This window comes from Mesorhizobium sp. M0018 (genome assembly GCF_040323955.1).
GTDB lineage: Bacteria > Pseudomonadota > Alphaproteobacteria > Rhizobiales > Rhizobiaceae > Mesorhizobium.
In genome coordinates this window covers 1-11,720 of sequence record NZ_JAMYVL010000051.1, presented here as the reverse complement: position 1 = coordinate 11,720, position 11,720 = coordinate 1, and the positions used below count along the sequence as shown (strand labels likewise).

Genomic DNA, 11,720 nt, shown 5'->3' with positions numbered 1-11,720 from the left:
GCTCCCTTGTTTGAGATCTCAACGAACTCATTCTGGCACATCCGATGCCGTCGGGCGCCGTCCACCCCATCATGCCGTGACATTAGCCGAAAGGCGCAAGCGGCTCAGAACGGCGCTTGTATCCGCCATTGCGCTCGTCGCCCTTCCACCATGACCGCGAGCCAGAAGCTGCGGAAGCGCTGGCTCCGCCAATGGAAGACCGAATTGATCGAGACGACCAGTCCCAGAGTGCTTCGAGCTTTTTCGCAGGACCGGGTGGCAGCGTTTGGTTCTGGTCTGCTGGAGCACTGCCGCAAGGTAACGGCATGGATCCCAGGGTCTGCGCCGCGTCGCTTCGCTCCTTGCTCCGCCCAGGGATGACGAAGGGAGGGTTTCGGCTAATCTCCTAAATTTGCGATTTGCGACTAACGGAAATGATCGACCTTCGTTGCTGGTTGACCCGACTTACACGCAGTTGGCCGAGAAACGATCGAATCAGCGCCGAAACCGGCCGATAACGTCGGTATTGCGAGAAGTCTGTGCACCAAAGCACGCGCACTTCCGATCGGAAGAAGCCGGAAACAAAAAAACCGCCTCGGCGGGCGGGTCGTTGGAGCCAATTGGCACCACACGCAAATTAGTAGCATAGCTGCCGGCACAAAGCAAGAACAAAATAGCTGCGAAGGCAAAAAAGTCCGAATTCCTGTCCCACCCGAGGTCGCCGCCCCTCATTGCTTGGCCCTAAGGTTGGTGATTGGCGAAAGCCGAAGTGGCATCCAATCTCCCCCCTCTATTGCGCTGGGCAATCGCATTTGGATTCTTACGAAGATGGACCCCCACCCTAACCCTCCCCACAAGGGGGAGGGAACGCTGCCGCGCGCCCTCACTTCCCCTTTTGGCGCCGAAAGACAGGCAATTTGCCGAGGTCAGCGCCAACGGAAGTCTCCCTCCCCCTTGTGGGGAGGGGTTAGGGGTGGGGGTACGTCGTAGAGCGAAAGCCTCGGCTTGCTATCTGCGATGGCCCCCTCGTGGGCGAGATGTCCGGCAGGACAGAGGGGGCGCGAAGGAATGCGAGTTTTGCAATCGTTCTGAGCAACGCCGCCCTGTGCAACCATCACCGCCGCGACCGGCCGATGACGTCGTCGGTGTTGGCGAGAAGCCTGTGCACCGCGGCACGGGCTGCAGCCGGTCGCTGCAGGCGGATGTTCTTCTCGATCGCCTCGTGCAGTGCCTGCGCCCGCCGCTGATCGCTGGTCTCGCGGGTGACGAACTGGAACAAATGGTCGAGCGCCGATTCGATCAGCACGCCGAGCGGCACCAGCAGATCGTTGCCCGAGGCCCGCAGGATGGCGAGGTGAAATCGCGTGTCGGCGCGCGTTCGCTCCTGCAGATTGGTCGCCTCGCCCATCTCGCGGCAGGCCTGGCTGATCTCGGCCATCTGCTCGTCGGTGCGCCGCATGGCGGCAAAAGCGCTTGCCTCCGGCTCGATGATGTGGCGGAATTCCTGCACGGTTCTGAGGAACACCTCGCGGTCCGGCGAGGTCGCGTACCAGGCCAGCACGTCGCGATCGAGCAGGTTCCAGCGTTCCTTAGGCTCGACCCAGCTGCCGATTTTGGGACGTGACGACAGCAGGCTCTTCGCCATCAGCATTTTTATGGCTTCGCGCACCGCCGAGCGGCTGACGTCGAAGGTCTCCGACCATTTGGCTTCGTTGGGCAGGATGGTTCCCGGCGGATAGTCGCCGCGCACGATCCTCAGCCCGATTTCGTTGGCGAGCGACGCATGCACACTCGAGCCGGGAAAGTGTGCGGCGTCGGCACGCCGAACGCCGGCCGGCCGCCCAGGCTCTGCCTTCAACTTGGCGGGTCGCTTTTTTGATGTCGCGTCCGGCATTCGTATTCCCCGGCAGTTGCTTGTCGAAAGCCTGAATTCAGGGCACGACAAAGCAGCGGCCTACGCTCCAAAGCAGCGTCGCCTCGTGCGTTTTGTATGGACAGTGCGAACGGGGCGCCCGTCGAAGGGCGCCCCGAAATTGCCGACCTACTTTTGGATGCAGGTGTCGACGGTGTCCTTGGTACATTCGTCGAGGCCGGTGAACACCGGATCGGCGACCGGCTTGCCGTCGACCAGGTCGATCATCACCGAGGGCGCCTTGTAGCCCATCTCGAACGGCCGCTGGCCAACCAGCGCGGTCACCAGTCCGTCACGGGCAATCGCCACCTCGTCGCCGATCGTGTCGGCGGCGCCGATGACGAAGGCGTTGCTGGCGATCTTGTCGGCCATCGGCTTGAACAGGTCGCGGTAGGGCTGCGGAGCGCCGAACAGCGGCCAGCCGCCCATGATGCCGAAGGCGTCGAGATCGGGATTGGCGGCGAGGATGTCGGTCATCGCCTGCACGCCCTTGGCGCCGTCGTCATTGGTGAACACCGGGCAGCCGGCAACTTCCGTCCAGCCGCCTTCCCCTGCCAGCGCCGCGAGGCCGTCCTTGCCCGAAAGCGCGTCACGCATGCCCTGCGCGCGGCGCAGGATGTTGTCGGCCGCCGGATTGCCTTCGATGGTGCAGATCTTGCCGCCATTCGGCTTGGCCTTCTTGATGTATTCGCCGATCTTGTGACCCATCAGGTAATTGTCGGTGCCGAGATAGGTCTTGCGCAGCGCCGCATCTTCCTTGCTGAGGTCGGCGTCGAGGGTCATGATCGGGATCGACGGATTGGCGCTTTTGATCGTCTGCGCGATCAGCGGCGCGTTCGACGGCGAAATCGCCATCGCCACCGTGTCGGGCTTGCTCAGCATGTCCTGGACGATCTGGGCTTCACCGGCCTCATCCGAGGTCGACGCCGGTCCGGTGTAGAAGCACTCATATTCCGAACTGGCGTTTTCCTTGTTCCATTTCTCGCAACCCTGGTGGATGGCCTCGAAGAATGGATTGTCGAGACCCTTCACGACGATGACGAGCTGTTTCTTGGCCATGGCTGGCCCGGCACCCAGCGCCATGACGGCGGCGGCAGCGAGCAATAGTGATTTCCTCATGTCAGTCCTCCCTTTGAAACAAACGGACACGGCGTGCCCGCCACACACAGATCGACCCGGAGCAAGATGACAGAGGACGTCGCACTCGTGTCGCCAAGCCAGGTCGATAAGCATTTTCATATTCAGTCTCAGACCGGCACCGACAGATATCGCTGGTTACCAGATCCCTGACCGACAAACCCTCACCGATTCCTTCCGGCAACCCGGTGGCTCGGCGCAAGCTCCTCCGACACTTAGCTAATATCGCCTTGTCACCGACGTCAATGCTATTTGTCCTACAAAACTGATTTTTCGAAAGAAGCCGTGGTTGACGCCAAGGAGGCTTATGCGTAAATGGGCAAAATCGCTGCTTCCGGGAGGAACTGGGGAGAGCGAATGGCCGCGGCAGAACCGCAGGCCGCAAAGCACGGGGAGGCAAGAAGGCTGGTGGCGGTTCTCGAACTCACCAACATCTCGAAGCATTTTGGCGCCATCCAGGCGGTCAACGACGTTTCGTTGTCGATCGAGGCCGGACAGGTTGTCGGCCTGATGGGCGACAACGGCGCCGGCAAGTCGACGCTGGTCAAGATGATCGCCGGCAATTTCCCGCCGAGCCATGGCACGATGCAGATGGACGGCAAGGAGCTGATCCTGCACAAGCCGGTCGAGGCGCGCCAGCACGGCATCGAAATCGTCCATCAGGACCTGGCACTGTGCAACAATCTGACGGCCGCCGCCAACGTCTATCTCGGCCGTGAATTGCGCCGCGGCCTCGGGCCGCTTCGCATCCTCGACTATGCCGCGATGTACAAGCGCGCCGGCCAGATCTTCGCCGAGCTGAAATCCGAAACGCGCCCGCGCGACCTGGTCAAACAAATGTCGGGCGGCCAGCGGCAAGCGGTGGCGATCGCCCGCACCATGCTTTCGCAGGCCAAGATCGTGCTGATGGACGAGCCGACCGCGGCGATCTCGGTGCGCCAGGTCGCCGAGGTGCTGAACCTGATCCGCCATTTGCGCGACCAGGGCATCGCCGTCGTGCTGATCAGCCACCGCATGCCCGACGTCTTTGACGTCGCCGACCGCGTCATCGTCATGCGGCGCGGCCGCAAGGTCGCCGACAAGACGATCGCATCGAGTTCGCCGGAAGAAGTCACCGGGCTCATCACCGGCGCCATCGAACAGGTATGATTGACGCCTCAACCATGAGTAAAAAAGGTCGATAATGGCAGTCACTCTTGATCAGACGATCGCGCACAAGCAGCACACCTTGCTGAGCAAGGTGTTTGCCAGCCAGACCTTCTGGGTGGTGATCGCGGTCATCCTCGCCTGCCTGTTCCTGTCGGTGGCCACGGATTCCTTCGCCACGACCAAGAACCTCTACAACATCACCCGCAACGTCACCTTCGTCGCCATCGTCGCGCTCGGCATGACCTTCGTCATCATCACCGGCGGTATCGACCTGTCGGTCGGCTCGGTGCTTTGCCTGTGCTCGATGGTGCTGGCCGTGACCATGCATGCCGGCTACGGCATCGAGATCGGCATTGGCGCTGCGATCGCCACAGCGCTGATCATCGGCGCCTTCAACGGGGTTCTGATCGCCTATCTCGGCTTTCCGCCTTTCGTGGTGACGCTCGGCATGCTGTCGATCGCACGCAGCCTTGCCATGGTCGCCTCCAACAACACCGTCGTCTTCCAGTTCGGGCCTGACCACGACAAGCTGCTGGCGCTGGGCGGCGGCGCCTGGGTGTTCGGCATTGCCAATCCGGTCCTCTACATGATCGTGCTGGCGTTGATCACCGGCTTTGTGCTGCGCTGGACGAAATTCGGCCGGCACATCTTCGCCATCGGCGGCAACGAGCATGCGGCAACGCTGACCGGCGTTCCGGTGCGCCAGATCAAGGTCGTCGTCTACATGATCTCGGCAATGGCGGCTGGCCTTGCCGGCATCATCCAGACCGGCTGGCTGGGCGCGGTCACCACCAATCTCGGCAACGGCATGGAGCTTCAGGTGATCGCCGCCACCGTCATCGGCGGCGCCAACCTGGCCGGCGGCATGGGCACCGCCTTCGGCGCGGTCGTCGGCGCGGCGCTTATCGAGGTCATCCGCAACAGCCTCGGCCTGCTCGGCATCAACGCCTTCTGGCAAGGCGTGTTCATCGGCGGCGCCATCCTGCTCGCCGTGCTGTTCGACCGCATCCGCAATTTCAGGCGCAACGACTGACGTTCAAGCGCAGCCTCCCCCTTCTCCCCTTGTGGGAGAAGGTGTCGCCGAAGGCGACGGATGAGGGGTGCTCCAGCTTGGCATCGCCTCATTTCTTCCAACACCCCTCAACCGTCTCGGCGCTAGCGCGCCGATCCACCTTCTCCCACAGGGGGAGAAGGGGACGCGCTCCTATCGCCGGGTCTAATAATCCGCCGGTGCGGCGCATGGCCGGCGCCCGGACGTGCACATCCGTCTTGACGCAAGCCCGAACTGCGCCGCACAATCGCTCGCAGCAGGCGAAGGGAGGCCAGTCGCCTGCGGGAGGATATACCCATGACGGAAGCGATCAGGCTCTACTGGGGCCGGTTCGGACATGTTTCTGTCCTGAACGTCGCCAGCGACTTCGTGACCCATGCCCATGTCGAGGCGCATATCATCATCTGGCTGGAAGGCACCGCCGGCGAGATGACCATCGGCCGCGAGACGGTACGGCTTGGACCGGGCACCGCCGCCGGCATCAATTCCTTCCAGCCGCACAGCCACGCTCTGTCCCGCGACGGCACGCCCGGCCTGTTCCTCGCCTTTTACATCGATCCGGACTGGGCTCGAAGGCGCCGCGAGCTGCCTTCCTCCGCGCCGCTGTTCTCGGCCCCGGCAATCACGCTCGAGCCTTGGCTGCACAAGGCAGCGGCCAACCTTCTCGATCATCTCAGCGACAATGAGAGCATCGACGACATCGCCAATTACGAGATCGAGCGCTTCATCGACAGCGTGCTCGATGCCGCCGACGCGTCCGCACCGCAGACCGTGCGTGCCCGCGTCAGCACCATGCAGGATTTCCGCGTCCGCAAGGCGATCCAGCTGATGAAAGCCAATGTCTGCGAGCGCATCTGCTTCGACGACGTGGCGCGCAGCGTCGGCCTGTCGCGGCCGCATTTCTTCGCACTGTTCAAGGAACAGACCAATCTGACGCCCAACGTCTATTGGAACACGCTGCGCATGGAGGAAGCCGTGCGGCAGTTGCAGTGGTCGCAGGAGCCGCTGATCTCGGTCGCCTGCAATCTCGGCTTCACCACGCAAGGCAATTTCTCGCGCTTCTTCCGCGACCATGTCGGCGTCCCGCCGACGCTTTACCGCGAAGCGGCGCGGGCGATCAGCTGAGCGCCCGTTTTTCAGACTATTTGATAGGCGTTCAAGACGCATTGATAAGCGCCGCCGAGCCTGCCGCCCTACCCTCCCAAGCAGCTGATGTGCAAGGGAACGATCATATGGCGAAAGTCACCATCTCCAGCGTCATCGACGCACCGGTCGAAAAGGTCTGGGCCCGCATACGCGACTTCAACGGTCTGCCGACCTGGCACCCGCGCATGGTCGAAAGCCATATCGAGGACGGCAAGGATGCCGGCATGATCGGCTGCGTGCGCAATTTCCAGCTCGCCAGCGGCGCCCGCCTCCGCGAAAAGCTGCTCGACTTCTCCGACGAGAACTTCCTCGTCAGCTACGCCATCCTGGAGACGCCGCAGCCGCTCACCAACCACAAGGCGACGCTGCAGTTGCGGCGGGTGACCGACGGCGACCGCACCTATGCCGAATGGACCGCCAGCTTCGACGCCGCTCCCGAGGAAGCCGATAAATTGGCCGAAGGCATGGGCGCCAACGTCTTCCAGGGCGGCTTCAACGCCCTGAAGGCCCATTTTGCCGGCCAAGGTTGAACTGAATTGAGCTGACAAACAGGAGCGTTCCATGACGCTTGCATTGCAGACTTTCCCGACGGTGAAGGACGCCGGCGGGGCGCTGAAAGCCGCCGGCACCCGCTATCTCGGTGGCGGCACACTGGTGGTGCGCGCCGTCAATGAAGGCGACGTGTCGATCTCCGGTCTCGTCAGGTCGACCGACCCGGCGTTGTCGGCCATCACCGTCTCCGGCGGCACGGTCCGCATCGGCGCTTCGGTGACCATGGCGGCGGTCGCCCGTCACCCGGATCTCATCCCGCTGGCCCACGCCGCGCGCGCCGTCGGCGGCCCGGCGATCCGCAACATGGCGAGCGTCGGCGGCAATCTCTTCGCGCCAGCGCCTTACGGCGATTTCACCGTTGCGCTGCTGGCTTTGGATGCAACCGTCAGCACCGGCGACGGCGAACTCCCGATCGAAACCTTCCTGGCGAAACGCGAAAGCAACCACGCCATCGTCACTGCGGTCGGCTTCACGATTCCGAAGGAAGGCGGCTTTCGCTTCCTGAAAGTGTCGAGGGTCAAGCCAAAGGGCATTTCGGTGCTGAGCATCGCCACCGTGCTGGAACAGGCGCCGGACGGCACTGTCACCTCAGCGCGGATCGCGCTCGGCTGCATGGCCGACCGGCCGATCCGTGCCAGGGCGGCGGAGAAGGCCCTGATTGGCCGGGAACTCACGAGCGAGGGCATCGCACCGGCACTGGCTGTTGCCCGCGACGGCACTTCGCCGCGAACCGATCCGATCGCCAGTGCCTGGTATCGCAACGAAGTCCTGCCGGTCCATCTCGGCCGGCTGCTGCTCGCCTGAAAACCGATGGCGCGTATGTCCGCCTGGCTGCGGCGCAAGGAGTAAAAAGATGGCAAAGGTCCCGGTTCAGTTCACGCTCAATGGTGCCGAAAAGGCCGAATTCATCGACAGCGGCACAACGCTGCTTCATGCGCTGCGCGACAAGATCGGCGACACCTCGCCGAAGGGCGGCTGCCATCAAGGCACTTGCGGCGCCTGCTCGGTCATCATCGATGGCGAGCTCAGGCTGTCCTGCCTGACGCTGGCCGAGACCTGCAATGGTGCGACCGTCACCACGACGTCGGGGCTTTCGGAAGGCGGCGTGTTGCATCCGCTGCAGCGCGCTTTCCTCGACGCCTTCGCGACCCAATGCGGTTTCTGCACGCCGGGCATGATCATGGCCGCCAAGGTGCTGCTCGACCAAACTCCGAACCCCAGCCGCGAGGATGTGGTCGAGGCACTGTCCGGCAATATTTGCCGCTGCACCGGCTACGAACCGATCATCCAGGCGGTGCTGACCGCCGCGCGCTCCAATTCGCAGAACGCGGCTTGAGGGGAGTTAAGAAAATGGAACTCCGCAAGAGCTATTTCGCCGACCAGCGCAAGGACGATCTGCACGAGATCGGCCAGCCGCGGCCGCGTTCGGATTCGCCCGGCCATGTCACCGGCAAGACCGCCTATTTCGCCGACCGCAATTTTCCCGGCATGCTGCACCTGAAGATGGTGCGCAGCCCGCATCATCACGCCCGCATCCGCAGCATCGATACGTCAGAGGCGGAAAAGCACCCCGGCGTCGTCAAGGTGCTGACCGCCAAGGATGTGCCGCACAATGTCTACACCATCCTGATCCTGATCCAGATCGGGCCGGAGGACGAGACGGTGCTGGCCGACGGCAAGGTGCGCTGGAAGGGCGAGGCCGTGGTGGCGGTGCTGGCCGAGACCGAGCGCGCCGCGCAGGAAGCCGCCGCCAAGGTCAAGGTCGATTACGAGGTGCTGCCGGCCGTCTTCGACATGGACGAAGCGCTGAAGCCCGGCGCGCCGATCGTCAATGAATATCACGGCCGGAATTATTACCTCTACGACAGCGGCGAATGCCGCAAGGTGCGCTTCGGCGATGTCGAAGCCGGCTTCGCCGAGGCCGACCACGTGCTCGAACAGACCTACCAGTCTTCACCGATCGAGCATGCGCCGACCGAGACGACAGGCTGCATCGTCGCACCCGAGGGTAACGACCGCTTCACCTGCTACACCAACACGCAGGCGATGTTCTTCACCCTCGATAACGCCTCGATCATCCTGCAGATGCCCGGCAACAAGCTGCATTTCGTCGGCGGCACTGTCGGCGGCGGCTTTGGCGGCAAGGTCGACGTCATCGTCGAGCCGATCGCCATCCTTGGCGCCAAAATAACAGGACGACCGGTCTGTTTTATCTACAGCCGCGAGGAAGAGATGCAGATTTCCTCGCCGCGCGCCGCCGAGAAAGTCGTCATCAAGGACGGCGTGATGAACGACGGCCGCATCGTCGCGCGTAAAGTCACGGGCTACACCGATGCCGGCGCCTATTCGCGCCATTCGCCCTACGGCGCGCAGAAGGGCGCCGGGCATTATCCCGGCCCCTATACGATCCCGAATGTCTGGATCGACACCTACTGCGTCTACACCAACCGCACCCCGTCCTCGGCGATGCGCGGCTTCGGCGTCACCATCGGCGATTTCGCGCTGGAGGTGCAGATGGACAAGCTCGCCCGGCTGATCGGCATGGACCCGCTCGAATTCCGTTTCATCAACGCCTATCGCGATGGCGACATGAAAGCACATCGGCAGCCGACCGAGGGTGCTGCGCTGATCGAGTGCATGCAGGAAGCCTCGCGCGCCGCCAACTGGCCCGTGGCAGAAACATTCATGGCGATGTCGTCCTACGCGAAGGGAGCTTGAGATGGCGATCAGGCGCGGACGCGGCGTCGCCGCGATCAATTATCCGACCGGCATGAATCTCGGCGGCGACCCGACGCAGGCGCTGGTGCATTCGACGCCGACCGGCAATTTCATGGTCACGCTGTCGAGCGTCGATCTCGGCCAGGGCATGAAGCAGATCATGGCGCAGATCTGCGCCGAGACGATCGGCGTGCCGACCGACCGCGTCGTCGTCGACACCGCCGACACCGACACCGGCCCGCACTGCATGGGCACCTTCGCCTCGCGCGGCACGCATCGCGCCGGCAATGCGGTTATCCAGGCGGCCAGGGAAGCCCGCCAGGTGATGCTGGAAGTGGCGGCCGAGGAGCTGGAGGTCAATGCGTCGGACCTCGAGACCGACGGGCAAGGCAACATCCTGGTCAAGGGCGCGCCGCAGAAATCGATCTCGATCTTCGATGTCGCGCTGTCGGCGCATTTCAAGCGCGGCCGTTCGATTTCCGGCCGCGGCATGTTTTTGATCCCGCGCTCCTATCCGGAAAAGGAAACCGGCGCGATGAAGCCGTCGACCTGCTACGCCCACGCCTGCACGGTTGCCGAGGTCGAGGTCGACGACGAGACCGGCGAGGTCACCGTGCTGACCGTGAAGAACGTCTTTGAGATCGGCCGCGCGCTGAACCCGAAAATGGTCGAGCAGCAGCTCGTCGGAGGCTCGTGGATGGGCATCAGCCATGCGCTCTACGAAACGACCGAACCCTATTATCCCAATCGCGACCATGGCGGCACCGACTTCAACCAATATCTGATGCCGGGTCCTGGGGATCTCGCGCAAACCGATATCATCGTGCTGGAGAGGCCCTCGGCGGACGGGCCGTATGGCGCCAAGGGGCCGGGCGAAATGTGCGCCAACCCGCAGATCCCGGCGGTCGCCAATGCCGTCTTCGACGCCGTCGGTGTGCGCATCGATACACTGCCGATCACGCCGGAGCGCATTCTGCGGGCGCTGAAGGCGCAAGCCCCGAACTGAGTGCCGGAAATGCCCAAGAGAAGCGCCCGGACTTCAAGCGCAGAGACAGTCGCGACCTCGCCGGAGGCGGTGGCGTCCCGGCTCGCCACCTCGCGCTATCTCGCCGATGAAAGCCTGGCCACCGCAATCTTCCTGGCGATAAGGCTGGGCAAGCCGCTGCTGCTCGAAGGCGCGCCCGGCGTCGGCAAGACAGAGGCCGCAAAAGCGATAGCCGAACTGCTCGGGCGCGATCTGGTGCGGCTGCAATGCTATGAAGGCATCGACGCCGCACATGCGCTATACGAGTGGAACTACCAGCGCCAGCTGCTCGCCATCCGCCATGCCGGCGAGCACGAGGTCGACATCTACGACGACCGTTTCCTGATCGCGCGGCCGCTGCTGCAGGTGCTGAAGGCACCGGAAAAACGCGTGCTGCTGGTCGACGAAATCGACCGGTCCGACCATGAATTCGAAGCGCTGCTGCTGGAGTTCCTGTCCGATTTCCAAATCAGTATTCCCGAGCGCGGCACCATTCGCGCGACGGCGCAGCCGATCGTCATCCTGACCTCGAACCGCACCCGTGAACTGGCCGAAGCGCTGCGGCGGCGCTGCGTCTATCACTGGATCACCTATCCCGACGCCGGGCGCGAGGCCGAGATCATCATGCTGCGCGCCGGCGACGTCGCCGAGGCCACGGCCCGCGCCGTCGCTGCTGCTGTGCGCGACATTCGCGCCCGTCCGCTGGCCAAGCCGCCAGGCATCGCCGAGGCGGTCGAATGGGCCAACGCCGCCACCATCCTCGAAAAGGGCGGCAGCCCCTGGCCGGAAGCCTTCCGCCGCGCCATCGGCGTGCTGATCAAGGACGAGGAGGATCTATCCTGCATCGCGGCGGAGCTCGGCAAGATTGTCGAGGAGGCGCTGGCGTGATGCGCAATCGAAGCGCGCTAGCGCGATACCCCAGGGCTAGTGCGCGACGCTGGCGGGACAGCGCCCCCCTCTGTCCTGCCGGACATCTCCCCCTCAAGGGGGTGTTTGGACCGGAGACATCGCGAACAGGTGTGCGAGGACATCGCGAACAGTTTGGCGCGCTT

The 11,720-nt window shown here is 63.6% G+C and carries 11 protein-coding genes; 9 read left to right on the top strand and 2 right to left on the bottom strand.

Annotated features, from left to right (window positions below; genetic code table 11):
• Positions 1-1,093: 1,093 nt before the first annotated feature.
• Both NKJ81_RS31760 and NKJ81_RS31755 read right to left on the bottom strand, forming a co-directional pair.
• A complete protein-coding gene (locus NKJ81_RS31760) occupies positions 1,094-1,873 on the bottom strand; it encodes a FadR/GntR family transcriptional regulator (protein ID WP_352542892.1) in 780 nt (259 codons plus the stop codon).
• Between the two features lie 147 nt (positions 1,874-2,020).
• Positions 2,021-3,010: a sugar-binding protein gene (locus NKJ81_RS31755; RefSeq protein WP_023675805.1), complete on the bottom strand. Its 990-nt coding sequence runs from the start codon at positions 3,008-3,010 to the stop codon at positions 2,021-2,023.
• Between the two features lie 426 nt (positions 3,011-3,436).
• On the opposite strand from NKJ81_RS31755, the gene NKJ81_RS31750 reads away from it, so the two are divergent.
• From NKJ81_RS31750 to NKJ81_RS31710, 9 genes are all read left to right on the top strand, one after another.
• Positions 3,437-4,177 carry an ATP-binding cassette domain-containing protein gene (locus NKJ81_RS31750; protein WP_023675804.1) on the top strand — a complete coding sequence of 247 codons (741 nt, stop codon included), beginning with the start codon at positions 3,437-3,439 and terminating at the stop codon, positions 4,175-4,177.
• Between the two features lie 34 nt (positions 4,178-4,211).
• Positions 4,212-5,210 carry an ABC transporter permease gene (locus NKJ81_RS31745; RefSeq protein ID WP_352453761.1) on the top strand — a complete coding sequence of 333 codons (999 nt, stop codon included), beginning with the start codon at positions 4,212-4,214 and terminating at the stop codon, positions 5,208-5,210.
• 315 nt (positions 5,211-5,525) lie between these two features.
• Complete coding sequence (locus NKJ81_RS31740; protein ID WP_352542891.1) at positions 5,526-6,353, top strand: AraC family transcriptional regulator; 828 nt, start codon at positions 5,526-5,528, stop codon at positions 6,351-6,353.
• 107 nt (positions 6,354-6,460) lie between these two features.
• The gene (locus NKJ81_RS31735; protein ID WP_352542890.1) at positions 6,461-6,904 is read left to right on the top strand and encodes an SRPBCC family protein; all 444 of its coding nucleotides are present in this window, start codon (positions 6,461-6,463) and stop codon (positions 6,902-6,904) included.
• Between the two features lie 31 nt (positions 6,905-6,935).
• Positions 6,936-7,730, top strand: a complete 795-nt coding sequence (locus NKJ81_RS31730; protein WP_352542889.1) for an FAD binding domain-containing protein — start codon at positions 6,936-6,938, stop codon at positions 7,728-7,730.
• Positions 7,731-7,779: 49 nt separating this feature from the next.
• Entirely contained in the window at positions 7,780-8,262 is a 483-nt protein-coding gene (locus tag NKJ81_RS31725) for a (2Fe-2S)-binding protein (RefSeq protein ID WP_352542888.1), read from the top strand.
• A gap of 14 nt (positions 8,263-8,276) precedes the next feature.
• The gene (locus tag NKJ81_RS31720; protein WP_352542887.1) at positions 8,277-9,644 is read left to right on the top strand and encodes a xanthine dehydrogenase family protein molybdopterin-binding subunit; all 1,368 of its coding nucleotides are present in this window, start codon (positions 8,277-8,279) and stop codon (positions 9,642-9,644) included.
• A gap of 1 nt (position 9,645) precedes the next feature.
• The gene (locus NKJ81_RS31715; RefSeq protein WP_352503852.1) at positions 9,646-10,650 is read left to right on the top strand and encodes a xanthine dehydrogenase family protein molybdopterin-binding subunit; all 1,005 of its coding nucleotides are present in this window, start codon (positions 9,646-9,648) and stop codon (positions 10,648-10,650) included.
• Positions 10,651-10,659: 9 nt separating this feature from the next.
• Complete coding sequence (locus tag NKJ81_RS31710) at positions 10,660-11,556, top strand: AAA family ATPase (RefSeq protein WP_352542886.1); 897 nt, start codon at positions 10,660-10,662, stop codon at positions 11,554-11,556.
• Positions 11,557-11,720 lie beyond the last annotated feature (164 nt).